Annotated in this window: 22 protein-coding genes; 19 read left to right on the forward strand and 3 right to left on the reverse strand. The window is 66.5% G+C overall.

All coding sequences use genetic code 11. The annotated features are described in order from the left end of the window. Window positions 1–2: 2 nt before the first annotated feature. Both EYR15_RS16220 and EYR15_RS16225 read right to left on the reverse strand, forming a co-directional pair. The gene (locus tag EYR15_RS16220) at window positions 3–986 is read right to left on the reverse strand and encodes a phosphotransferase enzyme family protein (RefSeq protein ID WP_131004624.1); all 984 of its coding nucleotides are present in this window, start codon (window positions 984–986) and stop codon (window positions 3–5) included. 59 nt (window positions 987–1,045) lie between these two features. Beyond that, on the reverse strand, window positions 1,046–1,837 hold the full coding sequence (locus EYR15_RS16225; protein ID WP_131004625.1) for a DeoR/GlpR family DNA-binding transcription regulator: 792 nt from the start codon (window positions 1,835–1,837) through the stop codon (window positions 1,046–1,048). 38 nt (window positions 1,838–1,875) lie between these two features. Between EYR15_RS16225 and EYR15_RS16230 the strand changes: the two genes are divergently transcribed. Beyond that, complete coding sequence (locus EYR15_RS16230) at window positions 1,876–2,574, forward strand: adenosylcobinamide amidohydrolase (protein WP_131004626.1); 699 nt, start codon at window positions 1,876–1,878, stop codon at window positions 2,572–2,574. Window positions 2,575–2,725: 151 nt separating this feature from the next. Next, window positions 2,726–3,934, forward strand: a complete 1,209-nt coding sequence (locus EYR15_RS16235) for a glycosyltransferase family 4 protein (protein WP_131004627.1) — start codon at window positions 2,726–2,728, stop codon at window positions 3,932–3,934. A 169-nt stretch (window positions 3,935–4,103) separates the two neighbouring features. On the opposite strand, the gene EYR15_RS16240 is transcribed toward EYR15_RS16235, so the two are convergent. Then, window positions 4,104–5,108 (reverse strand): glycosyltransferase family 2 protein, encoded by a 1,005-nt coding sequence (locus EYR15_RS16240; protein ID WP_131004628.1) that lies wholly within the window; start codon window positions 5,106–5,108, stop codon window positions 4,104–4,106. Window positions 5,109–5,368: 260 nt separating this feature from the next. Between EYR15_RS16240 and EYR15_RS16245 the strand changes: the two genes are divergently transcribed. The 17 genes from EYR15_RS16245 to EYR15_RS16325 all read left to right on the forward strand — a co-directional run bounded on the left by EYR15_RS16245 (window position 5,369) and on the right by EYR15_RS16325 (window position 23,956). After that, window positions 5,369–6,916 carry a lipopolysaccharide biosynthesis protein gene (locus tag EYR15_RS16245; RefSeq protein WP_131004629.1) on the forward strand — a complete coding sequence of 516 codons (1,548 nt, stop codon included), beginning with the start codon at window positions 5,369–5,371 and terminating at the stop codon, window positions 6,914–6,916. Between the two features lie 73 nt (window positions 6,917–6,989). Continuing rightward, window positions 6,990–8,048: a class I SAM-dependent methyltransferase gene (locus EYR15_RS16250; RefSeq protein WP_131004630.1), complete on the forward strand. Its 1,059-nt coding sequence runs from the start codon at window positions 6,990–6,992 to the stop codon at window positions 8,046–8,048. Then, a complete protein-coding gene (locus EYR15_RS16255; protein WP_245498369.1) occupies window positions 8,021–8,845 on the forward strand; it encodes a polysaccharide deacetylase family protein in 825 nt (274 codons plus the stop codon). The genes EYR15_RS16250 and EYR15_RS16255 overlap by 28 nt, the downstream gene beginning before the upstream one ends. Before the next feature lie 271 nt (window positions 8,846–9,116). Beyond that, window positions 9,117–10,784, forward strand: coding sequence for a lipopolysaccharide biosynthesis protein (locus EYR15_RS16260; protein WP_131004631.1), 1,668 nt, complete (start codon window positions 9,117–9,119; stop codon window positions 10,782–10,784). Window positions 10,785–10,912: 128 nt separating this feature from the next. Further along, window positions 10,913–12,052, forward strand: a complete 1,140-nt coding sequence (locus EYR15_RS16265) for an MraY family glycosyltransferase (protein WP_165455531.1) — start codon at window positions 10,913–10,915, stop codon at window positions 12,050–12,052. Then, the gene (locus EYR15_RS16270; protein ID WP_131004633.1) at window positions 12,049–12,957 is read left to right on the forward strand and encodes a glycosyltransferase family 2 protein; all 909 of its coding nucleotides are present in this window, start codon (window positions 12,049–12,051) and stop codon (window positions 12,955–12,957) included. Before EYR15_RS16265 ends, EYR15_RS16270 begins: the two co-directional genes overlap by 4 nt. Before the next feature lie 93 nt (window positions 12,958–13,050). Next, a complete protein-coding gene (locus EYR15_RS16275) occupies window positions 13,051–13,584 on the forward strand; it encodes a YdcF family protein (RefSeq protein WP_165455532.1) in 534 nt (177 codons plus the stop codon). Next, the gene (locus tag EYR15_RS16280) at window positions 13,581–14,837 is read left to right on the forward strand and encodes a hypothetical protein (protein ID WP_131004635.1); all 1,257 of its coding nucleotides are present in this window, start codon (window positions 13,581–13,583) and stop codon (window positions 14,835–14,837) included. Before EYR15_RS16275 ends, EYR15_RS16280 begins: the two co-directional genes overlap by 4 nt. Continuing rightward, window positions 14,834–15,409 carry an LbetaH domain-containing protein gene (locus tag EYR15_RS16285; protein WP_131004636.1) on the forward strand — a complete coding sequence of 192 codons (576 nt, stop codon included), beginning with the start codon at window positions 14,834–14,836 and terminating at the stop codon, window positions 15,407–15,409. The genes EYR15_RS16280 and EYR15_RS16285 overlap by 4 nt, the downstream gene beginning before the upstream one ends. Before the next feature lie 147 nt (window positions 15,410–15,556). Then, complete coding sequence (locus EYR15_RS16290) at window positions 15,557–16,750, forward strand: acyltransferase family protein (protein ID WP_131004637.1); 1,194 nt, start codon at window positions 15,557–15,559, stop codon at window positions 16,748–16,750. Between the two features lie 237 nt (window positions 16,751–16,987). Further along, entirely contained in the window at window positions 16,988–17,515 is a 528-nt protein-coding gene (locus tag EYR15_RS16295) for an acyltransferase (RefSeq protein ID WP_131004638.1), read from the forward strand. Further along, window positions 17,512–18,540 carry a Gfo/Idh/MocA family protein gene (locus tag EYR15_RS16300; RefSeq protein ID WP_131004639.1) on the forward strand — a complete coding sequence of 343 codons (1,029 nt, stop codon included), beginning with the start codon at window positions 17,512–17,514 and terminating at the stop codon, window positions 18,538–18,540. The genes EYR15_RS16295 and EYR15_RS16300 overlap by 4 nt, the downstream gene beginning before the upstream one ends. Next, on the forward strand, window positions 18,537–19,685 hold the full coding sequence (locus EYR15_RS16305; protein WP_131004640.1) for a DegT/DnrJ/EryC1/StrS family aminotransferase: 1,149 nt from the start codon (window positions 18,537–18,539) through the stop codon (window positions 19,683–19,685). The genes EYR15_RS16300 and EYR15_RS16305 overlap by 4 nt, the downstream gene beginning before the upstream one ends. Then, complete coding sequence (locus EYR15_RS16310) at window positions 19,682–20,689, forward strand: NAD-dependent epimerase/dehydratase family protein (protein WP_131004641.1); 1,008 nt, start codon at window positions 19,682–19,684, stop codon at window positions 20,687–20,689. Before EYR15_RS16305 ends, EYR15_RS16310 begins: the two co-directional genes overlap by 4 nt. After that, entirely contained in the window at window positions 20,686–21,912 is a 1,227-nt protein-coding gene (locus EYR15_RS16315) for a DegT/DnrJ/EryC1/StrS family aminotransferase (protein WP_131004642.1), read from the forward strand. Before EYR15_RS16310 ends, EYR15_RS16315 begins: the two co-directional genes overlap by 4 nt. Window positions 21,913–21,931: 19 nt before the next feature. Further along, window positions 21,932–22,978 carry a hypothetical protein gene (locus tag EYR15_RS16320; protein ID WP_131004643.1) on the forward strand — a complete coding sequence of 349 codons (1,047 nt, stop codon included), beginning with the start codon at window positions 21,932–21,934 and terminating at the stop codon, window positions 22,976–22,978. 237 nt (window positions 22,979–23,215) lie between these two features. Beyond that, on the forward strand, window positions 23,216–23,956 hold the full coding sequence (locus EYR15_RS16325) for a Crp/Fnr family transcriptional regulator (protein WP_131004644.1): 741 nt from the start codon (window positions 23,216–23,218) through the stop codon (window positions 23,954–23,956). Window positions 23,957–24,116: the final 160 nt, after the last annotated feature.

The following is a 24,116-nucleotide window of genomic DNA, read 5'->3' on the forward strand; positions in this document are numbered from 1 at the left end:
CATCAGCCTTCGGCCACGAGGTATCGCTCGGCGAGCGCGACCGTGCCGTCGGTGTAGGCGGGTCCCATGGCCTGCGCGGTCGGCGTCTCCGAGCGGGTAGCGACCCAGGCGGTCAGTAGGATGCGGCGGAGCAGCAGCAGGCTCGGCATGATCGCCTCGTCCTCGGCCGAGATGGGAGCGACCGTGCGGTAGCCCTCCAGCCATGCGGCCTGAAGCTCAGGGATGAAGGGCTCGTGCTCCATGAAGCTGACGGCGGCGGCGAAGTCGTACATGAACCAGGACATGCCGCAGTCGTCGAAATCGATGACGCCGAGCCTGTCGCCGTCGACCAGAAGATTGGCGAGCCTGAGGTCGGCGTGGACTAGGCCGAAGCGCTCCGGAGCCTCGCCATAGGCTGCGGTCTTCACCTTCAGAACCTGCGTCGCGCGTTCGATGACGGCGCGGCCGTCCGGCTCCAGGCCCAGTCCGTCGCGCCAATCGCCCCAGAGCGGTCGCGAGCCGACCATGGCTTCGTAGTCCCAGAGTTTTCTGGCGAAGCGCTGCGGCCGTTTCCAGCGCCGGGAGTGTTCGTGAAGCCTTGCGGTGATCGCGCCCAGGATGCGGAACCAGCGCGGGAGGTTTTCGCCCGGCTGCGGCTCCGCGCCGGACATGAAGGAGAACGCGACGACGTTGCGCCACTGGCCGTCGTCATCGAAGCCGCCCAACAGTTCGCCGTTCGTCATCGGCAGCGGCTCGGGGGTGTCGGCGACGCCCTCGGCGCGCAGCGATCGGATCCAGGCGAGCTCGGAAAGCACCTCCTCCGAGGTGTGATAGTGCGGGCGGTTGACCCTGAAGATTAGGGGCGCGCCCGCAGAACCCTCGGCGAGGAAAGTCGCGTTTTCGGAGATCGTGAGCAGCCTGAGCGGCGCCTCGGACGCTAGGCCCCAGCGCGGGAGCGCCGCGCGCAGCTGCGTCTCCAGCCTCGTCAGGAATGCGTCGTCATACATGCGTTGTCCCGCCCGAACATCTCGAAAACATTCCATGCCGATGTGGCGAGCGCAACAAATTATGCGGGACCTGCCACATCGCGTTTCTCCGGGGCTACGATGACCCTGACCCCATGGCGCTGAAGCGCCTCCGCCAGTTCTCCGCGGGGCGCGGCGTCGGTGACCAGCGTGCCGATGAGCGGGAACGGCGCGTAGCGGACGGCGAACAGCTTATCGAACTTCGAGTGGTCGGCGACGCAGATGGCGTGGGCCGCCCGCGAAGCGATCGCGCCGTAAACAGCCGCGGGCTCGACCAGCGCGTCGCTGACCCCTTCGGGCGTCATGCCGCTCGCGCCGGTGATCGAGACGTCGGCCGCGAACTGTTCGAGAAACCGGATCGTGTGCGCGCCGACGGTCGCGCCTTCGCTGGGCAGGTAGGTCCCGGGCGCGATCAGGATGGTGATCGTCGGGTTGAGCGCGAGCACTGTCGCGACGCCGAAAGAATGGGTGACGACGGTCAGGTTCTTGTGGTCGAGCGCGATCCGGCGGGCGACGTGCGTGGTGGTCGCGCCGGCCCCGATCATCACCAGATTGCCCGGCCTGATGAGCGCCGACGCCGCGCGTGCGATCCGCGTGCGCTCGGCGACAAAGAAGGCGTGGCGCTCGCCGACCGAAGGTTCGGTGCTCGGCGTGCGCACCGCGCCACCATAGGTGCGGTTGACGAGACCCTGTTCGGTGAGTTCATCGAGATCGCGGCGGATGGTCTCCGTCGAGACGCCCATGCGCCCGGCGAGTTCGGCGACGCGCAGGCTTGGCGTCTGCGTGATCTGGGTGAGGATCTGCTCGTGCCGAGAGGATTTGCTGAGCTTCATCGCGCGTCCGGGCGGGGAATGATGCCGGCGACGATAGCATGACGCCCAACGCCGAAAGCGAGTCCCCGCTGTTTCAAGTGCGCATCGCGCGGCCTCTGCTGGTCGCGTCCTTCGCCGGGCCGCAGACGATGCTGAGCTGGGCGATGCGCCGCCCTGGGTTCGAGACCGCGGAGCGCGTCGTCTGGCGCGAGGTGGCGCGCGAGGATCTGACGCTCGACGTCGACCCGCAGGCGCTGCTCGACGCCAGCCTGAAGGAGGCGAGGCTCGATAACGCCGTCGCGATGATGACGTCGCGCGACGTGCGGTCTGCGCGGACGGCCGTCGCTACGAGCGGCGATGTGGCGGCGCAATGCCTTGCGACGGTCGGGCTGAACAATGCGGAGCGGGCAGGGACCTTGAGCCCGCCGGTCGTGCGGTCGGGTCACGGCACGATCAATCTGCTCGCGGCGGTCTCGGCGCCGCTCGCGCAGGCCGCCTTGGTCGAGGCGCTGTCGATCGCGACCGAGGCGCGCACGGCCGCCGTGATGGACCTCGACTGGCCAGTCCCTGGCGGCGTCGCGACGGGCACCGGCACCGATTGCATCGTGATGGCGGCGCCGGCGGGCGAAGCCGGGGCGCCGTTCGCAGGGCTGCACACCGATATCGGCCGCGCGATAGGAGCGGCCGTCTACCGAGCGGTGGCCGAAGCCGGCCGCGACCGGATCGCCGAGCGGGCCGGCCCGCTTCGCGAGCGCTAACCGCGGGCCTGGCTTCAGCTGACGCCTACCTCTTTCGGCGGACGAGTATCGACCGATGTGACCCATCGCGCCCGGCAGTGGCGGCCGTATCCTTGCGGTTCGCCGGCTGTGGAAGGGACATCATGAAGACGGCCCGCAGTCCCGGACGCCCATGAAGATCGCCTGCTTCGTCCGACCGCATATGGGCGGCACTTTCTCGGTCTTCCGGCAGTTGCGGGAAGGGCTCGCCCCTCATGGCTTCAACCTCGACTGGCTCGCCTCGGGCGCGGCCGATGTCCTTCGGCAGGACGTCTGGAGGGACGAGCGGAGCAGGGGAGAGGTCGTCGACCCGTCAGGAGAAATGTCCCCAAGACGTCGCGCCGAGGAACTCGCGCGTTTGATCTCGGAGCGTCGGTACGACGCCGTGATGTTGAACGTGCTGGGCGACGGCGTGGAGACCGAGGTCGCCCGCTATTTGCCACAGACGATCCTCCGCGTAGTTGTCGTCCACAACATCACGCCCGGAACTTACGCCGCCGCAAAATCGGTCCGGGACAATGTTCACGCAGCCGTCTGCGTCTCCCCACGCTGCCGTGACGACTTGGTGCGGAGCCACGGCTTCGATCCCGAGCGCACGATCCTCATCCCCAATGCCGTCGACGTGGAATGCTTCGCGGCGGCTGCAGAGGGCCGGGGGAGAGGCGACGGCCTGAGGCTGCTCTTTCTCGGCCGCATCGAGGACAATTCCAAAGGCGTGATGTGGCTGCCGAGGATCGTCGCGGAGAGGCTGCCCACCACTACGGTCACCATCGCCGGCGCCGGACCCGACGAGGCGCAGCTGAGGCGCGCCTTCGAGCGAGGCGGCGATCGGGTCGTATTTCTTGGAGCCGTACCCCCGGAGCGGGTCCCCGCTTTGCTCGCCGAGCATGACGTGCTGCTAATGCCGTCACGCTTCGAGGGCGCGCCCATGTCGTTGATCGAGGGGATGGCCGCGGGATGCGTGCCCGTAGCTTCCCGGATACGCGGCGTCACTGATGCGTTCGTCGAGCATGGCCAGGACGGGCTGCTTTTCCCGATGGGCGACTGGCGGGCCGCCTCGCTGCTGATCAGACAGCTGGAGAATGACGAGATCCGTCTCCAGACGCTCTCGGAGGCCGCGCGAGCCCGCGCGCTTCGCGGTTGCCGCCAGGACGACATGGCGACGGCTTACGCCTCGCTCTTTCATCAGCTGCAGGCGGATCCGCCTCCAGTCGCTGAGAGCCGGGAGTTCGATCGCTGGACGACGCCTGCGGGCCTCCGACGCCCGCTGCGCAGCCGCGCGCCGGAGCCGATCAAGAATCTTGTTCGGCTGGTCCGCGAGCGCCTGACGGCGGCGCGATGATGAGAACCCGCCTGGAGCGAGGACCTTCTCGTCGATAGCCCGCAGCCTCGCGTTGAAGAGGGCGCTTTGAGTGGGCAGGCGTTCAGCCCGTCGGAGAAGGGACCCTGGCCTTCTGAGGGCTGCTAGACACAGGAGACCGCCGACCGCCGCGGCGCGCCGAACCACGACGTCATGTGTTGGGAGCCTGCGCCGCTTCCATGACGACGCTTCTGAACTTCGACCGAGAGCTCTCCAGCTGCAGCAGATGCAGGAATGGCGGCAGCGCGCGCATTCGAGGGTTGAGCGCAAGGCTGAAGCGGAGGATCTCCGCGCTCGCCTCGCGATTGCCCCGGCGCCACTGCGATACGCCGGTCCAGAAGGCGGCGGCGGCAAGCCGGCGTTGGGCCAGGGCATGGAGTTTTTTCGAGCGCGGAAGCCGTTTGCCGTCATTGGCGAAGAAGACGTCAAAGGCCGCCAGCCGCTGCGTGTAATCGCGGATGATCGACTGGTAATAGGCCGTGGACATGTTGGCCCCGTGAACTCTGTAGACCGCCTGCTCCATCGGCGTCTCCGCGATGGAGCCGTGAGCCGCGAATCGAAGCCACATCTCCATATCGCAGGCGTGCGGAAGGGAGGCGCGGTAGCCGCCGATCATTTTTTGCGTCGCCGTGCGCACGATCGCGGTCGGAGTTGGGACAAGATTGCGGATGCGCCGGCAGTTCTGCTCCACGAAATCCTGTCCGGTCTGGATACGCCAATGCGCATCCTTCACCGTCGGATCGAATTGCGGCGCCGGGTCGCCGTCGAAGAAATTGATGGCGGCGCCGTACGTCATCACGACGTCGGGCTGCGATTTCATGAGCGTGACGGCGCGGGCCAGAGCCGACGGCGCCAGGTAATCGTCGGCGGAAAGCAACAGGAAGAACGGGGCCTTCGCCCAGGAGATTCCGTCGTTGTAGGTGGCGGTAGGACCGCGGTTTTCCGGATGGACCAGCGCCTCCACGCGTGGATCGGACGCCGCGATGGCCCTCGCGATCTCAGCCGAGTCGTCTGGCGAGGCGTCGTCAATGATCAGGATGCGGACATCGTCGATGGATTGCGAGAGAACGCTATCGACGCAATCCCGCAGGAAATTTCCGTAGCGATAGCAGGGTATCGCGATATCCACGGTAGCCATGATGGTCTCGTCGCTCACATCCCGAACGACGCTATCGTCGCGCCGCCTCTCCGGCGACGCCTCCGATCGGCCTGGGCCCTTCCTCAAAGGCGGTATGCGGCGCTCATTCGGGTCCCCGAGTGCTCCTTTCCGTGCTCGAGCCAGCACCTAAAGAGGACGTCTCTAAACCGTAAGGAGCGGCGGCAGGCGGGGCCCGTTCCGCCTCATCTGCCGCAAGTGACGCGGACATATTCCGGTCTGGCGGTTTTCGTCTTGAGCTTGGCCTCAAGGGGGCGGGCGTGATCAACGACGTGCGGAAGGCCGTTCTACTGTCTCTCGGCGAGCGCTACGTCACGGTGGCCATCGGTGTGGTCCAGATGGCCATCGTCTCTCGCATTCTCTCCGTTGAGGAAATCGGTCTTGCCGCGCTCGGCATGGCCGTAGTCCAGTTGGCGGACGCGTTGAGGGAGTTCGGCGTCGGCAATTATCTGATCCAGCGCAGGGAGGTCACCCAAGACAGCGGCCGGACGGCCTTCACCTTTCTGCTGGCGCTCTCCGGGCTGTTCTTCATAGGCTTAGTTGGCGCGGCTGGGGCGCTGGGGTCCGACAATCCGGACCTGCGGGCGTTTCTCGCGATTCTCGCCTTCGGCTTCCTGCTTGCCCCGGTGAGCGCGCCCATCATCGCCATGATGCGACGCAACCTCCAGTTCGGATCGCTCGCCGTAGTGAACGGAAGCGCCACGATTGTTCAGGCGACCGCCCTGATCAGCCTCGCCTGGCTCGGCTTTGGCGCGATGTCCTTCGCCTGGGCGGCGGTGACGAGCGCCGTGGCCATGGCCGTTACGGCCTTGGCCATGAGGCCGGACCTAATCTGGATTTTCCGGCCGAGCCTCGCGAATTGGCGGGAGGCGCTTTCGTTCGGCGGCGTCGCCAGCCTCACCGGGCTCGTGAACCGCGCTTACGAGATGTTGCCGATCTTCGTGCTCGGGCGTTGGTTCCCCCTGGAGGCCGTCGGGCTCTACAGCCGAGCCGTGATCGTCAGTCAGGCGCCGGAAAAGCTGCTGTTCGCTAGCCTCGCGGGAGTGGTCCTCCCGGTGCTTTCGCGTGAGGCGAGGGGCGGGCGGCCCCTGGCGTCAGCCTATCTGAGCGGCCTCGGCTATATCACGGTCCTCCAGTGGCCTGCCTATATCCTCGTCGCGCTCCTCGCTCATCCCCTCGTCCTTGTCCTGCTAGGGGAGCAATGGAGCGGCGCTGTCCCGATCGTTCAGATCATCGCGCTCGCCTCGCTTCTCTATTTTCCCGCGATGTTGACCTACCCCACCCTTGTGGCGAGCGGAGCCGCCCGCGATGCGCTCACGTCCAGCCTGATCCACTTGCCGATCGGCGCGCTGATCGTGATGGCGGGCGCATGGTGGTGGGGACCGACAGGGCTTGCGGCAAGCCAGTTCCTCGCGATGCCCTTGCTCGTGATCGTCGACCTCGTCTTTGTCCGCCGCCGCGCGCCCTTCCGTTGGATCGAGATCGCATGGGCGGTGAGGAAGAGCGCTGTCGTCGCGCTTGCCTCGGCGGCGGCGCCGACGGCGATTGTCCTGATCGGCCCCGAAGGTCTCGAGCCCGGGTTTCTCGCGGCGACCGCGGCGGTCGCCGGCGCCGGCCTCGGCTGGTTCGGCGCGGTGATGGCGACCAATCACCCGATCTATAATCACATCAAGGCGATCGCAGGCGCGGTAGCGCGCCGCCTACCTGTTGAAATAACTGATTTTTCCGTGCTGCGACGTAATCGATCCGCACATCAGGCTTACGCCGCCAAAAGTTTCGTACGTCGGAAGGCGGAGCCGACATCATAGGAAGCAATACCGCCGTCCAACCCGTCTCGTAAACTGTTGATCCGCCGGCTGGCCGGTAGCATGGAGACGCGTGATGGCCGCTGTCCTCTCTTCCGCATCGATTGTAGGCAGACTCGCCGAGGCGCTCGTCGCTCCCCGCTTGTCGGATCAGGGGCGTCATCCTGATCCGATCTACCTCCCTGAACCGAACGTACTTGAATGGGAGGGTCGGCACGGGATCGGTTGGCGCTCAGCGGAGATGGAGACCTTCCGCGCCTCCTTGAAGTTGGAGGGGGAGGACATACGGGACGGGATCCTCAACGATCTTTCCGCGTATCACGACCTTTCGCCGGAAACGTGCCGGGAAATCTGCATCGACTGGGAGCGGCGCAGCATCGAGGAGTGGAAGTCCGCGGATCGGAGCACCGCGCAGGGCATCATCGACTTCTATGACGTGGCGCACTCCTGGACCTTCGACCTGCTCTGGTACGCTTATTTGCAGTCCTTCGGTCACGGCCTGCCCGCATCGGCGATGGCGGCCGCGTTCGCCCGCGCCTGCGCGAGCGGCCGATCTCATCTCGACTTCGGCTCCGGGGTCGGCGTGACCTCCCAGCTTTTCGGCCGCCTCGGCTTCGAGTCGACCATGGCGGACATATCGCGGCCCATGCTGGATTTCGCCGTGTGGCGGAACAATCGGCGCGGCGAGGAGAAGAAGTCGATCAACCTTCGGAACCGCCAATTGCCGGCGGACGCCTACGACGTCATCACAGCCATCGATACGCTGGCTCACGTGCCGGATTTCGACGCGGCGGCCGCGAGGCTTCACCGGTCGCTTCGCCCCGGAGGATGGCTGATCGCGAACTTCGACGTGCGCTCCCAAAAGTCCGAAGGATCCGCGTGGCACCTCTACCAGCGCGCCACGGTCCTCGACTTCAAGGTGCAGCGGGCGGGCTTCGTCCGTGCGGACACGCTTGGGGGCGTCCTCCACTGCTACCGCAAGGTCGACCCCGATAGCGCGGGGCGCCGCGCGCGAATGCTGTTGCAGGCCGCCTGGCTGCCCGTGCGAAGCCTGAAGGAGCTGACGGACCGCGTGCGCTGGCCGACGCCGCGGCGGTTGAAGCGGCTGTGGCGCGCGGCGTCCGGTCGTCGATGAAGAAGGCGCTCAAAGTCGCGCTCCGCGGTCATCTCGGACGCAGCAAGGCCGCCGCAGTTCGCCTGCTCGCGGAACGTCATGCGCTGGCGCTGATCGCACCCCGCTCGAGCCGGCCGACGGGCCGCATCCTTTGCCACCACAGCATCGGTCAACCCTGTTTCGGGGTGAACGACGTATCGCCCCGGCGCTTCGCCCGGCAGATCGAATCCGCGCTCGCTGCCGGATACCGCTTCGTGCCCGCGCCGCAGATCGCCGCGGGCCTCGCCGGCCCGAAGGACCTCGCGCTGACGTTCGACGACGGCGCCCGCAGCCTGCTGACTGAGGTGGCGCCGATCCTGAGCGCTTTCGGCGGCCTTCCGTTCATGGTGTTCGTGGTGACAGGCTGGGCCGACGAGGCGCAGGCGGGACGGCGGCGGAACATCGCCTCGTGGACCGACGTCGAGGCTCTGGTGGCGCTGGGGGCCATGATCGGCAGCCACTCCGTAAGCCATCCGAATTTCGCGCGCCTGAACGACGCCGCGGTTGTGGAAGAGCTTGAGCAGTCACGTGAGACGCTGAGGAGGAGGATCGGCGAGTCGCCGGCGGACTTCGCGATTCCGTTCGGCCTGAACAGCACGTGGACGCCTTCGGCGACCGCCGCGGCGCGTGCCGCCGGCTACACGCGGATATACGCGCAAGCCGAGAACCGTCGGCCGCCTGATACGATCGGCCGGTCCCTTGTCACCGGATATGACGCCGATACCCTGTTCCGGGCGACGCTCGAAGGCGCGTTCGATCGCTGGGACGAGTGGTATTGAGCCGGGCGATCCATGCGCCCGACCCAGCGCCGGCGCCTCTGCGCGTGGGCCCCGCAAACCGGCTCCCGTAAGCAGATGGCGACGTTCGGTCTCCCGGCTGTAGCCGGGAGAGGTACGGCGCACGCGAAGACACCCGAAAGAGCGCGTTGACCCGCGCCTGGCCGATCCCGCTAGATCGAAGCCAAACGCAGGTAATGGACATGATGCGGGCTCGATCGACGACGCCGGCCAGGTTCGGTCGTCTGAGCCGTCCGTCAGGAGCGCGCCGCCCATGACCGGCGCGGAGCGGCTCTCGACGCCTCGTCGCATCACCGCAGCGGTGCTCGCGATATGGTTTTCGCGGATCGTCGCGATCGGCTGCGGGCTCGTCCTGATGCCGATCCTGTTCGGGCGGCTCGCCGAGCCGGAGCTTGGCGTTTGGCTGTTGCTGAACCAGAGCGCCTTGCTGATCCTGATGCTCGACTTCGGCCTGACCTCGACCCTGACGCGCCGCTTCGCGTTCCTGCAGGGGAGGGCGCGCGGAGAAGAGCCGGACGACGACCGCGTCCGGGATTTCGGGCGGCTGGCCGGCACCGGCCGACGTCTTTTCCGCTTCATGGGGGCGGGCGTCGGCGGTTCCGCCTGGCTTGCGGGGCTCGCTTTCGTCGGCGGCCTGAGCCTGGAGCATGAACTCCTCGCCCAGGCGCGCATCGCCTGGACGATCCTGTGCGCCGGTCAGGCGGTGGCTCTATCGAACGGTCTCTGGACCGCAGCGATCGCCGGCCTCGGCTATGTCGGGCCGGTCGCCCTGATCTCGGCCGGGTTCACCAGCCTCACCATCATGGCGCAATGCGGCGTGGCGCTTGGCGGCGGCGGCGTCGTGAGTCTCGCGGCAGTGGCTGGGGGCGGCAACCTTGCGGTGCGCTTCGTCATCGTGGCTTACCTCCGGCGCAGGGAGGCGGCGTTGTCGGGCGCGCCCCGGGTGTGGGACGCTGGCGAGGCCGCGGGCCTGATGAAGCCCGCCTTCAAGTACTTTCTGACCGAGATCGGCGCGGTGATGCTGCTGCGCACCGACCAGTATTTCATCGCCGCCTATCTCGACCCGAGGAGCATCCCCAACTACGTCGCCGCTTACACACTGGCCTTCAACGCGGCCCTGATCTCGATCGCGGTCGGGGAGCCCGGCGCGGTCTACGTCACCCAGCTATGGCGGAGCGCGGCGCAGAACGGCGTCCGCGGCATCGTGCTGCGCAGCATGCGTGTCGGCATGGGTCTGATGGCGTTGGGAGTGGCGCTTCTGCTGTTCGCCGGCCCGGCGATCATGACGGTCTGGATCGGCGAGGACCGCTTCGTCGGCTCGGCGGTGATGGCCATCTTCAGCGCCATGCTGCTGGTCCACACGCAGCAGAGCCTGCTGTTCGGCTTCTCGCGCGCGACCGAGAACGAGGTCTACGCGCTCTGGTATCTGCTCGCCGGGGCTTTGAACGTAGGCCTGAGCTTTGTCCTGACGCCGGCGCTCGGCCTGGTGGGCGTGGCGCTGTCGACCGTGCTTGCGCAAGTCGCGAGCACAGGGTGGCACATCCCGCTCTCGGCGTTGCGGCGGCTGGGAATTTCGCCGCGGGATTACGCCCGGTTCGTCGCGGCGCCGGTGGCGGCTTTGTTCGTCGGCGCGTGCTCCGCGATCTGGCTGGTGACCGATGGCCCGGCGGCGCCGACGAGCGCGTTTGGAAAGGTGGCGGCGGCGGCTGTCGCCGGCGGCGCGATGGGCGCCGTCGGCTTCTGGGGACTCGTGCTCGACGCGCCTCTTCGCCGGAGGGTCCTGGATAGCCTGCGGCCGGTGGGTCTGCACGGCGCCCCGGCCGCGCGGGCGATCGATTGGGGCCTCCCCCTACGCCGTTTGCGCGTGTTGGAGCCGTCCCGGCGGCGAGAAAGTGGGAGGGGCGATCGGCCGGAATCCTAGCTCCCGCCATGCGGCGCTCGCCTCCTAGGATCGCCTTCCATGTCTCGCCGGTCATCAGATGGACGGCTCCATTCGATGGAGCCGTTCGTTCGAGAGCGCCGACGATCCAGGACCGGGGGCGCGCGACCATGTCCTACACACCGCAGCTGATAAACGCGTTCCTCCTGACCGTCGTGCTCGTGACGGTGCTCCGCAGCGTCGCCGCTCACTTCGGATTCCTTGATCGTCCCGACGCTCGCAAGCTTCACCATGGGGCTGTGCCGCTGGTGGGCGGGGTGGCGATGTTTGTCGCCTTTCTAGTGGCGTCGATCTCGCTCGACCCATCACATCGCATGCCTCTGACGGCGGTGGCGGGGCTCGGCGTTCTCGTGGCGATGGGCGCCTGTGACGACCGCTTCGTCCTTCGCGCCGGGCTACGTCTCGCCGTGCAGATCCTCGCTGCGGCGCTGATGGTGTGGCCGATCGCCCTGTCGGTCGACTGGATCGGCGGCCTGCCGCTCGGTGGCGCGGCGTTCCCGCTGGCCGTGCTCTTCGTGGTGGGATTGGCGAACGCCTTCAACATGATGGACGGCCTCGACGGCCTCGCCGGCGGCGTCGCGGCCTGCGCGCTGTTCTGGCTCGCGCTGACCGCCATCGCCTTCGGACGCGAGGAGGCCATGGTGGCGGTGCTGCCGCTGTTCTTCGCGGTGCTCGGCTTTCTGGTCTTCAACATGCGCCATCGCTGGCGCAGCGCCGCATCAGTGTTCATGGGCGACGCCGGAAGCATGATGCTCGGCGCGGCGATCGCCTATCAGACGCTGTCGCTCGCGAGCGGCGACGAGCGCGTCGCCTCCGTCACGCCGCTGTTGTGGATCTGCGCGCTGCCGGCGGTCGAGACGCTGAGCCTGGTCGTGCGGCGTCTCCGCGCGGGGCGCAGCCCGATGGCGGGCGACCGAGGTCATCTTCATCATCTGCTCGTCGACGCGGGGATTTCGCCGGCGCGCGCCGCCGCCTGGCTGATCATCGTGTCCGCGGCGTTGGGCTCCGTCGGCTACGCCGCGGCCAGCCTCGGCGCGCCTGACTTCACAATCATCATCGGGCTACTCCTTGTTGCCGGCGCCCACTCCGTCGCCGTCGCGAAGCTCCCCCGCCTGCTCGCCTCTCGGGCAGCCGCCGCTTCCCCGCCGCGCCCGCTCCAGCAGCCTTTAGCGGTGGCGACTGCGGAAAGCCTTATGGCCAGTCTTCCGTCTTCCCACGCAAGCCTTCAAAGATCGGACGATCGACCATGATCCCCGTATCCGTCGTGATACCGACCCGCAACGAAGCCGCCAACCTCGGCTACTGCCTCGAGGCGTTACGAAGATTCGATCAGGTCATCGTTGTCGACAGCGGGAGCATTGACGCGACCGAGACGATCGCCAGGCAACATAATGCGGAGATCATCCCCTTCGCCTGGAACCGGCAATATCCGAAGAAAAAGGAGTGGTCCCTTCTTCACCCCGCGGTGCGGCACAACTGGGTCCTGATGTTGGACGCCGACGAGATCGTCTCGGACAAGCTGGTTGAGGAAATCGCTTCTACGATCGCCAGAGGTCCGCGGTTTGCGGCGTACTTCATCCTAGGACGCTTCGTGTTTCTGGGCGAGCCGCTCCGGTTCGGCCATTGCAACTGCAAGATCATGCTGGTCGACCGGCGCCGTACGCGGTTTCCGAGGCCTGACGATCTGGACATACCAGGCGGGTGGGAGGTCGAAGGACATTACCAGCCAATAATTGACGGCCCGATAGGTCGCATGCGCGCCTCGCTGCTGCACTGGGACCGCAAGCCTGCCGCCGCCTATTTCGGTCGGCACGACCTCTATGCGGACTGGGAGGCGCGGCTCGCCAAGCGTGGGACGCTGACGAAGCTGGCCTCCACGGAGAGCCTCGCCCGCCGCCTCATGAAGACCGCCTTCCGCAAGACGCCGGCGCGCTGGCTCGTCGCCTTCCTGCATTCCTACGTCCTGAAGCTCGGCTTCCTCGACGGCGCAGCGGGCTTCCACTTCGCCATGGCCCGGGCGTTCTACTACTGGCAGATCGCGTTGCGCGGCCGGACGCTGGCCGCCGATGCGCGCATGGCTGAAGAGGCGAAAGGCGAATCCGCGGTCGCCGTGCGCGGAACCGCCGCCTCGCCCGCCGCCGTGGGCCGCTCTTGAGGGTCGGCAATGAACATTGCGGGCGTATCTCGTAGGCTGGGACGCAGTGTCCTCATCATCGCGTGCAGCGCCGCAGTCACAGCAGCGCTGGCGTTGACGCTCGCCGGTTATGTGCTGCCCGTCTCGCGGAGCGCAGGCCGCGCCAACGCGATCGTCGCGCTAGGCGGGTTCGGCGTTCCTAGAGCGGAACTCGCGGCCCAGCTGTTTCTCGATGGCGTCGCGCCGCTGGTCGTGGTCACCGGAGCGGGCGATTGCGACGCGATGCGCGATATCCTGCTAGCGCGCGGGGTGCCGGCCAAGGCGATCCTGACAGAATGCGCCTCACGCTCGACGCAGGAGAACGCAGCCTTCGCTTCAGGCCTGCTCCGCCGCGCCCATGTTCGTTCTGCGGTTCTGGTGACGCACTGGTTTCACGCCCGCCGCGCTCTGGCGGCCTTCCGTGCCGCTCTTCCTGAGATGCAATTCACCGCCGAGGCGGTCCGCCCGTCCGAGCCGAGTTGGCGCGTAGGTTGGGTCAGCACGCCCGGCGCGACTCTCGCGGAGTTCACGAAGATTCTCTGGTACGCGCTTCGCTACGGGATCGTCGCCGGGCCGCAACCCGAACAATTTGCGGCGGTCGCGCAATGAACCACGTTCTCATTGGCCTTTTCGCGCTGCTTTGCCTCGGGATCTTGGTCGCAGGCCTCCGTCGCCGCGAAGGCGTCTACGAGTATCCATTCCTCGCCGGCGCGATCGCGATCGCGTTTCTGCTGCCGCAGTTGCCCGGTCTCGCGGACAACATGTTCCTGCCGGCCGACGGCTTCGCGAAGACGCTCATCTTTACGATTTTCTGCATCGCGGTGATCCCGATCGGGTGGCGCTCGGCGGCTCGGCCTCTGATCGCAGCGCCGATTCCATTGAGCGAGAGCCGGCTCTTTATCGCGTCCGCTATACTGTCTGCGGCCGGGGCGGGCTTCTATGTGGCCGTGGGCCGGCTGCCGCCCGAGACTATGGTCTCCACCACGATCAGCGGCGTGCCGGTTGTACTGTTGTTCTTCTCGAAGATGCTGGTCTTCGGCTTTGCGATCGCGGCGCTTTGCATGGTCCGACGGCCGTCATGGCCGTGGCTCGCGATCGTACTTGGAGATTCGATCCTCTACCTCGACCGGATCGTCGTGACCGGCAAACGCGGCGAGGCGCTGGAATATGTGCTCATAGTCGCGATGTCGTTCTGGTTCCTGCGCGGCTTGGTCTTGCCGCGGGCCTTGGTCGTTGCGGGCTTGTTCTTTGGGGTGCTCGGCATGACGAGCACCGAGGATTACCGTGCGATCACCCGTCGGGGCGAGACGCCGACCCTCGAAACTCTGTCCCAGATCGACGTGTCAGCGAATTTCGAGACGTTGCTTTCGTCCGGCGGAGCCGAGTTTCAGAACGCGATCATGCGGATCGACTTAGTCTCAAGTTCTCAGGGCTTTGACTATGGCCTATTTCATTGGAATGAACTCGTTATGGCGTTTGTACCGGCGCAATTAGTGGGAGAGACAACGAAACGCTCGTTGCTAATCGAGACGCCAGAAGCGATCGATCGCTTCTATCTACCAAGCACCGGCACAACCCAAACCGGCTTCGCCGACGCTTTCGGCTCGTTCGGCTATTTGGGCTTCCTGAAGTTCTTCGCCATCGCCTGGCTGATGCGTCGCCTTCACCGCGGCGCGTCGCTCGGCGACGCCAGCAGCCAGATCATCTACATGCTAAGCGTCGTGCCGGCGATGAATGTGCTGTCCCACCACACGAACTGGATCGTGACGGCCTGGGTGCAAATGGCGATCTTCCTCGGTCCGGCCTTGCTCTTCGCGCGCATCGCCCCGCGGCGGTTGCTCGCGCCGGTGGCGGCCTCATGAGTCCCGCGCAGGAGGCCGCTGCGCCTGACTTCCCGTCGCCGCTACGCGGCGCGGCGACTTTCAGCATCAGGCATCGCCTGCTGAGGATGAGTTGGCGACTTGTGTGGGCGGCGCTGGCCCATTGGACGCCGCCGCCGGCGCATCGGTGGCGGAACTTCCTGCTGAGGCTCTGCGGCGCGGACATCGCCCGCAGCGCCAGGATTTACGGCGACGTCGTCGTCTGGTGGCCGCCGCATCTGTCGATGGGCGAGCACGCGTCACTCGGCCCGGGCGTGACTTGCTACAACGTCGCGACCATCCGCCTCGAGCCGTTCGCCATTGTCTCGCAGCGGGCGCATCTCTGCTCGGCGACCCACGATTGCGACGATCCCGCCTTTCCCTTGCGGGCGCGCGCGATCAGCATCGGCGCGTATGCCTGGGTCGCCGCGGAGGCTTTTGTCGGCCCCGGGGTCAAAGTCGGGGAGGGGGCGGTGCTCGGGGCCCGCGGCCTCGCAGTACGCGATCTAACCGCCTGGACCATCTACGGCGGCAACCCGGCGACGCCGCTCCGGGCGCGCCGTCGCCCCGCTTGACGCTCGCGGTCGAAGCTGAACGGCCGAGATGAGGCGTCCGCTACTCCTATCGGAGAGGCTGCGCGGCGTCACTTTTACCCGCAGCGTGGCCGCACGCAAGACGTCGCTCGGAGCGGCGGGGAGGATTTATCCTAGAAGAGAACAGCTATGGTCGACACGGCAGCTGCGCGGGCTCTGAACGACGGACAGGAGAGGCTGGTCGCGTTGGACGGCTTGCGCGGGTTGGCGATCCTGCTCGTGATGGTCTTTCACCTTGTTCTTCAATATCCGTTCGCAGCGTCGGCCGGCAGCCTCTACTATCAGCTCGGCGGGATCGGGTGGATCGGCGTCGACCTGTTCTTCGTCCTGTCCGGCTTCCTCATCACCGGCATCCTGATCGACACGAAGGAGTCGCCCAACTTCTTCAGCGCCTTCTTCGTCCGGCGGGCGCTCAGGATCTTCCCGCTCTACTACGCAGCGCTCATCGTGATCTTCCTGATTGCGCCGCGTTTCGGCGTCTATGACACCCCTGAGCTACGCTTCGTCCTCGACCGCCAGATCTACTTCTGGACGTACATGACGAACTGGGGGTTCGTGGAGGCGCGCGGCGCGCGGTTCTTCAACGTCGACTGGCTCGCGCTCGTCCACTTCTGGTCGCTGGCCGTCGAGGAGCAGTTCTACGTGGCCTGGCCGTTTGTAGTTTACCTGTTCTCCCGCAGGGGATTGGTCAGGATCTGCGTACTGCTGGTCGTCGGCGCCCTTGCATTCAGGCTGACGATTGTCGGTCTGGGGTTGCCGCAGGGTGCCGCCTACACGCTCACGCCAGCGCGGATCGACACGCTGGCGGTCGGCGCTTTGCTGGCGATTGCATCCCGGACCGAAGGCGTGCTGTTCCATCTTCAGAAAGCGGCGACCTGGTGCGGCGCGGGCGCGCTCATCTTCCTGATCTTCGTCTTTTTCAATCACCAAGGCGTCTGGTTTGCTGATCGCTGGATGCACACGATCGGCTTTTCGGTGCTGGCGGTTGGGTGGGGCGCCATGCTCGCGACCTGCCTTTCGGGGGGGCCGTACCCGGCCGTCCGCCTCGTGTTCGAGGCGCGGTGGCTGCGCGCGTTCGGCAAGTACAGCTACGGCCTCTATGTGCTGCATCATCTGATGCTACCGTTCCTACCAGCGACGCCCTTTGTCCGGCTGTTTCCAGAGCCTCTCGGCGCGACGTTCTACATCATCTGCTCGATAGCGCTGTTTCTCGCGGCCGCTTGGCTGTCGTGGGTCTTCATCGAAAACCCGTTCCTTCGACTTAAATGCTTCTTTGGCTACCAGTCCGCGCCCGGCGTGCAGCCGAGCGGCGTGACGGCCTGATTTCTGAGTCCAAGCTGACCAGCTGCAAGCGCCGACTTGCGCATCGCAGTAAAGCGATGCTGGCCCAAATACCGGCAATACCTCTTCTAGGTAGCGGGTTCTCGAAAGACGTTACTCCTCTCCCAAAGTCGACGCTTTTGGCCAAGGGTGAGAAAACCTTTCATCAGGTTCCGGCGTCCAGGCCGTACCAATAGCCTCGTTGTCATCGCTTCACAGCGGCGTGACCGGGGAAAAGCAATGGGTATCCGCAATGTGACGTCGGGCGAGGGCGCGAAGTTTTCGCATCCCGAACTCGTCAACGCCTATGACTGCTCGATCGGACGGCAGACCCGCGTGGGCCCGTTCGTCGAGATCCAGAAGGGCGCGGTCATCGGCGCGCACTGCAAGATCTCCTCGCATTCCTTTATCTGCGAAGGCGTGACGATCGAAGACGAGGTGATGATCGCCCATGGGGTGATGTTCACCAACGATCTCTTTCCCAGGGCGACCGACGACGACGGCTATCTCCAGCGCGACGGGGACTGGACCCTAGTGACCACGCTTGTGCGTCGAGGCGCCTCGATCGGGTCCAACGCCACGATCGTCGGCGGCGTGACGATAGGGGAGGGGGCGCTGGTCGCCGCCGGCGCGGTAGTCACCCGAGACGTGCCCGACCATGCCCTCGTCATGGGCTCGCCGGCTCGCATAACAGGAGACGTGCGCGAGGCCCGGGAGCGCACAGCCCGCCTCACTTATGCGCCGGATCGGCTGGAGCCGGTGTCATGATCCGCGTCGGCATAGTCGGCTATGGCTATTGGGGTCCGAACCTCGCCCGCGTCGCCGCCGAAATCGACGACTGCGTCGTTGCGGCGATCGCCGATGGTTCGCGGCCCGCGCTGGCGCGCGCCGCCAAGCGGCACCCGGCGTCGCGGCTCTACGATGACTGGCGGGACCTCGTGAAGGCGCCGGACGTCGACGCGGTGATCATCGCAACGCCGGTCCATACGCACTACGGTATCGCGCTCTCTGCGCTTCAAGCGGGGAAGCACGTTCTGCTCGAGAAGCCGATGACGGAGACCGCCGAGCAGGCGGAGCGCCTCATCGCGGAGGCTGTCCGGCGAAACCTGACGCTCATGGTCGATCACACCTTCGTCTACACCGGCGAGGTCCGGAAAATTAAGGAGATCGTGTCGAGCGGGCAGGCTGGCGAGATTTTCTACTACGAGTCGACCCGCATCAACCTCGGCAAGTTCCAGCGGGACGTGAACGTGATCTGGGATCTCGCGGTCCACGATCTCGCGATCCTCGATTACATCCTGGGAGAGCCCGCGATCGCGGTCTCGGCGAGCGGGGCGGGTCATATCGTCGGATCGCCCGAGAACCTCGCCCACGTCACCGTCTTCTTCGCAGGCGGCACGATCGCGCACCTCAACGTCAACTGGCTGGCCCCGGTGAAGGTGCGCCAGACCTACATCGCCGGCAGCCGGCAGATGATCGTCTATGACGATCTGCAGACGTCGGAGAAGGTGAAGGTCTACGACCGCGGCGTTACGTCCGACGCCAGCCAGGAGGACATTTACCAGCGCCATGTCGGCTACCGGATCGGCGACATGTGGTCGCCGGCGATCCCAATCACCGAAGCGCTGGCGACCGAGCTCACGCATTTCGTCGAGTGTGTGACGGCGTCGAAGCGACCGATCACTTGCGGGGTCAACGGCCTCAGCGTCGTCAGGATGCTGGAATGCGCGTCGCTCTCCATGGGCCAACGCGGTCATCCGATCGATATCCAGCACCTGAGGGTGGCGTCGTGATCCCGCTGATGGACATGGGCGCGCAGTATCGACCAATCGCCGACGAGATCGAGGCAGCCGTCATCTCCGTGCTGCGCGGCGGGCGCTACGTGCTCGGACCCGAGGTGGAATCGTTCGAGAGCAAGTTCGCCGCCTATTGCGGGGCGAAGCACGCCGTCGCGGTCGATAGCGGAACGTCGGCGCTGCATCTCGCCCTGCTCGCCGCGGGCGTCGGGCCCGGCGACGAGGTGATAACGACCCCCGCGACCTTCGTCGCGACAGTGGCGGCGATCCTCTACGCTGGGGCGACGCCGGTCTTCGTCGACGTCGATCCCGAGACATGGACCATCGACCCGGCGAAGATCGAGCCGGCGATCACTTCGCGCACCGCGGCAATCCTTCCCGTGCACCTGCACGGACGTCTCGCTGATATGGCGGCGATCCGAGAGATCGCGCTCCAGCGCCGGTTGAAGGTGGTCGAGGACGCGGCTCAAGCGCACGGCGCGGTCCGCGGCGGAATCTCGGCCGGTTCCTTCGGCGAGGCCGGATGCTTCAGCTTCTATCCCGGCAAGAACCTCGGCGCCTGCGGCGAGGGCGGGGCGGTGACGACCAATGACGACGAGGTCGCCAACGCCGTGCGCCGCCTGCGGGATTGGGGCCAGGACGGGCGCTACAACCACGTTCGGCAAGGCTTCAACCACCGGATGGACGCGGTGCAGGGCGCGGCGCTGCGGGTGAAGCTTCAGCGGCTTCCCGCCTGGACTGATGGACGCCGCCGCGTCGCGGCGCGCTACGACGCGCAGCTTCGCGGCTCAGGCGTCGGGCTTCCCGCGCCGAGCGACGGAGCCGATCACGTCTATCACGTCTACGCCGTGCGGGTTTCGAACCGCGACCGCGTTCGGGCGCTCATGACGATGGCTGGGATCGAGACCGGGCTGCATTACCCGAGGCCCGTCCACCTGCAGCCTGCTTATTCCACGCTCGGCTACGACCGGGGCGACTTCCCTGAGGCCGAGGCGCTGTCGGCCGATACGATGTCGCTGCCGATCTATCCGGAACTCGGCGAGCTAGCGATCACGAAGGTCTGCGACAGCCTGAAGCGCGCTTTCGAGGTCAGCCAAGACGAGGCCGACGACCGTCCAACCTTGCGGAACGGATCGCTATGATCGACCCAGACGGACCACTCACAGGCCGGAAAATCGTCGTCACGGGCGGCGCCGGCTTCGTCGGCTCGCATATCGTCGGCCTGCTTGTGGAAGCGAGCGCCGGCGAAATCGTCGTCGTGGACAATCTGGTCCGCGGTCGCCGGAGCAATCTCGCGGCTTACAGGACCGACGGCAATGTCAGGCTCGTCGAAGGCGACGTCCGCGACCGGACGCTGATGGCGAGGCTGCTCGACGGCGCCGACACGGTGTTCCACCAGGCGGCGCTGCGCATCACGCAATGCGCGGTCGAGCCGCGCGCCGCGCTTCAGGTGATGGCGGACGCCACCTTCGATCTGCTCGAGCTCTCGGTTGCGGCTGATGTCCGCAAGGTGGTGATGGCGTCCTCGGCGTCGATCTACGGCCTCGCATCGACATTCCCGACGCCCGAGACGCAGCACCCCTACGACAATCGCACCTTGTACGGCGCCGCAAAGATGTTCGGCGAGGGACTGCTGCGCGCCTTCCACGACATGAACGGCCTCGATTACGTCGCGCTGCGCTACTTCAACGTCTACGGGCCGCGGATGGACATCCACGGCAAGTACACGGAAGTGCTGATCCGCTGGATGGAGCGCATCGAGGCCGGCGAGGCGCCGTTGATCTTCGGCGATGGGCTGCAGACGATGGATATGATCCACGTCGAAGACGTCGCGCGCGCCAACATACTGGCCGCCACGTCCGCCGCCTCTGACGTCGCGCTCAACGTGGGGAGCGGCGCCGAGACCTCGCTGCTCGATCTCGCGAAGCTGCTCGCGACGCGGATGGGCCGGCCTGGTCTCGTCCCCGAACACATGCCCGAGCGCGGTGTAAACCCGGTGCCGCGGCGGCTCGCCGACACGAGCCTCGCCCGCGATCTCATCGGGTTCGAGAGCGAGATCGAGCTGCTGACGGGGCTGGACGAGGTCATCGCGTGGTGGCGGTCCGAGCGGGACAGGCTGTCGGACGCAAGGATGGCGGCGGAATGATCCCGATCGCTCGTCCCCTCGTCGGCAATGCCGAGGCGCTTGCCGCTGCCCGGGTGATCCGCTCGGGCTGGCTCACGCAAGGCCCGCAGGTCGAGGCGTTCGAGAACGAGTTCGCGTCCGCCGTAGAGGCGCCTCACGCCTGCGCAGTCGCCAACGGCACAGTCGCGCTGCATCTCGCGCTGCTGGCCGTCGGAGTCGGGGCCGGCGACGAGGTGATCGTCCCGACCCACACCTACATCGCCTGCGCAAACGTCATCCGCCATTGCGGCGCGACGCCGGTTTTCGTCGATATCGAAGCCGGTTCCTTCAACCTCGATCCGGACTCGGTCGCCGCTGCGATCACGCGCCGGACGAAGGCGATCATGTGCGTTCATCAGATCGGGATGCCGTGCGACCTCGCCCGCATCCTGCCGATCGCGCGCGCCGCGGGCGTAGCTGTCGTCGAAGACGCCGCCTGCGCCATCGGCTCCAGCATCTTCATGAACGATCGCTGGGAGCCGATCGGCCGCCCGCACGGCGACATCGCCTGTTTCTCGCTCCACCCGCGCAAGATCCTGACGGTCGGCGACGGCGGCATGATCACCACCGCCAATCCGGAATACGACCGCATGTTCCGCCTGTGGCGGCAGCACGGCATGAGCATCTCCGACGCCGTTCGCCACGCGAGCGACCGGCCGGTGTTCGAGAGCTACCCCGTTGTCGGGTACAATTACCGGCTGACGGACATCCAGGCGGCGGTCGGTCGCGAGCAGCTGAAGCGCCTGTCGAAGATCGTCGCCGTTCGCCGCGCGCTCGCGGCGCGTTACCGCTTGCTGCTCGCGGGCGCGAACGTCGCCTGTCCGGAGGAGCCGTCCTGGGCGCTGTCGAACTGGCAGAGCTTCTGCGTGCGGCTGCCGCGTGGCGCGCGCCAAGACGAAGTGATGACCGCGATGCTCGCGGACGGCGTGGCGACCAGGCGCGGCATCATGTGCATCCACCTCGAGCCCGCTTACGCGGGCCATCCCGTTACCGCGTCGCTCAAGCTGTCGGAGGCGGCCAGGGACGAGTGCATCCTGCTGCCGCTCTTCCCGGGAATGACCGAGCGCATGCAGCGCCGCATCGCGCTCGCCCTCGTCGGCGCGGTTGCCGGGGCGGGCGCGGCGGCCTTGGTTGCTAGGCCCAGAGAACCTCCGGCCGGCCTTGTTCACATGGAAGCGCCCGACGCGCCGCCTTGCGCCGTCTGAGCCGGCCGGAGCCGACGCGATGCTCGCGAACAACTTTCCGATCATACCGGACGTTTCGCTGAGCGAGCTCGTCCACGACCGCCCCGGCTTCGAACCTGCTCGATTGGTCGCGCTCGCGCGCGAACGGATCGCCGAAACGGGCCTAGATCTCAATGGCCGCACGGTGCTGACGGAGGCGGCGACCGGCGTCTACGTCGTCACGCCGATCCTGGCGGCCCTCGCCGGCGCCCGGCGCGTATATGCGCTGGCCCGCGACAGCCGACATGGGCGCAAGAGCGCGGCGGTGGCCTGGCTCCATAGGGTCGCAGAGATCGCGGGGGTCGCCGACGTGATCTCGATCGTCGACAGTATTCCGGAGGCGATCCTGGAGCAGGTGGACCTCGTCACCAATAGCGGCCATCTCCGGCCGATCGACGCGCGCATCGTCGACGCGCTGCCGAGCCACGCGGTCATCGCCTTGATGTTCGAGGCGTGGGAGTGGCGAGAAGCTGACATCGATCTCGCCGCCTGCCGGCGGCGAGGCATTCCCGTCGTCGGGGTTAACGAGCGGCACCAGACCATCGACGTCTTCAGCTATCTGGGTCCGCTCGCCGTGCGGCTCCTGCAGGACGCCGGCGTCGCCGTCTACCGCAGCACGATCGCCCTGGTCTGCGACAACGAATTTGGACCGTCGCTTCTGGCGGGTCTCGGCGCGCAAGGGGCTCGCATCGTGCAGGCGACGAGCGTGAAAGAGCTCGCCCCGCAGGCCTTTGACGCGGTCCTGATCGCCCTTCGGCCGGCGGAGCAGGGCGATCGTGTCGTCGCGGAGGACGCACGGCTGCTGGCCGCCATGTCCCCGCAGGTCGTCGTCGCGCAGTTCTGGGGTGACGTGAACCGGTTGGCGCTTCTGGAATGCGGACTGGCAATCTGGCCGCCGAACGCCCCTGCGAAGGGGCATATGGGAATTTTGCTATCCGCAATCGGGCCCGAGCCAGTCGTGCGCCTGCAGGCGGGGGGATTGAAGGCGGCCGAAATCGCCCTCGGCGACGGCGAGGGCGACGAGACCTCGATCGCGCAGCTCCTTTGACGGCCGGAACGTGTCCTGAATTTTCGGCAAGAGAGCTTTTCGCGCGAGCGACGACGTCGGCCACTGCAATGCCGGCCGAGACGGGATCTCCTTTGATCTCCGCGACATCCAAACCCGCCCGCTGGTCCATCGATGGATAAATTCTGCAAAACACACTCAAAGATGTATTTTTTTGGCGGCCGTAATGCTAACCTATGGCTGTAATGGGTCGAAAATTTCCCGCGATGTACAACCGACATGAACGACGTCGGGTGCCACAGTCCGCTGGTGCGAAAATTCCAGGCTCTGGGTCCGTGGACGGATTCCGAACTTTTGGCGCTGGGCTCCTTCGGCTCAAGAAGAAGAAGGCTGGGCGCGCACCAGGCGATCTTTCACGAGCGTGACGCGTCGGACGAGGCCTATCTCGTCCAAAGCGGCTGGACCTGCGTCTACAAGCTGCTCCCCGACGGGGGCCGTCAGGTGATCTCTTTCCCACTTCCGGGAGACATCGTCGGAATCTCCGGCCTGTTCCTGGACGGCGCCCAATTCAGCTTTGAAAGCCTCACCCCAGTCGAGCTCTCGCCGATCTCGACCGCTACGCTGCTCAATGGCGCGATGGCGTCATCCAATGTCGCACGCGCGGTGCGCTGGTCCGTCGCCCGCGACAGCGCGATATTGGTCGAGCACCTCGTCAATGTGGGGCGGCGCAGCGCGCTGATGCGGACCGCGCATTTCATCCTCGAACTCGCGCATCGGCTTCGTCTGATCGGCGCTGAACGCGCCGGCGAGTTCGCTTGCCCGGTGAACCAGTACTGGATGGCGGACGCTCTCGGCCTGACCGCGATCCACCTGAACCGCGTTCTTCGCGAGCTTCGCGAGGCGCATCTTGTCACGCTGCGGGCGGGTCACGTCTCGATCCACGACTATGAGGGTCTGAAGGATCTTGCGGTGTTCGACGGCGATTACCTGTCGCCGCCAAAGCGCGTCGGCTGGCCTTAGGCCTGCCGGGGGGCACGCCGCGCCTCTTCAGTCGTTCCAGCCCCCGCCTAAAGGTCCGCAGGCCGCCCGTTCGGCGTAGTCCCGGCTGGCGTCCTCCACCGATTACGGCGTTTCGCGTCTCCCGTCGCCCTTCGAAGATCGGCCCGGCTGCGGGCGCCTG

The sequence above is a fragment of the Hansschlegelia quercus genome (assembly GCF_004310425.1).
Taxonomy (GTDB): domain Bacteria; phylum Pseudomonadota; class Alphaproteobacteria; order Rhizobiales; family Methylopilaceae; genus Methylopila; species Methylopila quercus.

Bases quoted from the DNA above. Each gene is read 5' to 3' on its own strand.
- EYR15_RS16220 (WP_131004624.1), bottom strand. From the start codon at position 986: ATGTATGACGACGCATTCCTGACGAGGCTGGAGACGCAGCTGCGCGCG.
- EYR15_RS16225 (WP_131004625.1), bottom strand. From the start codon at position 1,837: ATGAAGCTCAGCAAATCCTCTCGGCACGAGCAGATCCTCACCCAGATC.
- EYR15_RS16230 (WP_131004626.1), top strand. From the start codon at position 1,876: ATGACGCCCAACGCCGAAAGCGAGTCCCCGCTGTTTCAAGTGCGCATC.
- EYR15_RS16235 (WP_131004627.1), top strand. From the start codon at position 2,726: ATGAAGATCGCCTGCTTCGTCCGACCGCATATGGGCGGCACTTTCTCG.
- EYR15_RS16250 (WP_131004630.1), top strand. From the start codon at position 6,990: ATGGCCGCTGTCCTCTCTTCCGCATCGATTGTAGGCAGACTCGCCGAG.
- EYR15_RS16260 (WP_131004631.1), top strand. From the start codon at position 9,117: ATGACCGGCGCGGAGCGGCTCTCGACGCCTCGTCGCATCACCGCAGCG.
- EYR15_RS16265 (WP_165455531.1), top strand. From the start codon at position 10,913: ATGTCCTACACACCGCAGCTGATAAACGCGTTCCTCCTGACCGTCGTG.
- EYR15_RS16270 (WP_131004633.1), top strand. From the start codon at position 12,049: ATGATCCCCGTATCCGTCGTGATACCGACCCGCAACGAAGCCGCCAAC.
- EYR15_RS16280 (WP_131004635.1), top strand. From the start codon at position 13,581: ATGAACCACGTTCTCATTGGCCTTTTCGCGCTGCTTTGCCTCGGGATC.
- EYR15_RS16285 (WP_131004636.1), top strand. From the start codon at position 14,834: ATGAGTCCCGCGCAGGAGGCCGCTGCGCCTGACTTCCCGTCGCCGCTA.
- EYR15_RS16290 (WP_131004637.1), top strand. From the start codon at position 15,557: ATGGTCGACACGGCAGCTGCGCGGGCTCTGAACGACGGACAGGAGAGG.
- EYR15_RS16295 (WP_131004638.1), top strand. From the start codon at position 16,988: ATGGGTATCCGCAATGTGACGTCGGGCGAGGGCGCGAAGTTTTCGCAT.
- EYR15_RS16300 (WP_131004639.1), top strand. From the start codon at position 17,512: ATGATCCGCGTCGGCATAGTCGGCTATGGCTATTGGGGTCCGAACCTC.
- EYR15_RS16310 (WP_131004641.1), top strand. From the start codon at position 19,682: ATGATCGACCCAGACGGACCACTCACAGGCCGGAAAATCGTCGTCACG.
- EYR15_RS16315 (WP_131004642.1), top strand. From the start codon at position 20,686: ATGATCCCGATCGCTCGTCCCCTCGTCGGCAATGCCGAGGCGCTTGCC.
- EYR15_RS16320 (WP_131004643.1), top strand. From the start codon at position 21,932: ATGCTCGCGAACAACTTTCCGATCATACCGGACGTTTCGCTGAGCGAG.
- EYR15_RS16325 (WP_131004644.1), top strand. From the start codon at position 23,216: ATGAACGACGTCGGGTGCCACAGTCCGCTGGTGCGAAAATTCCAGGCT.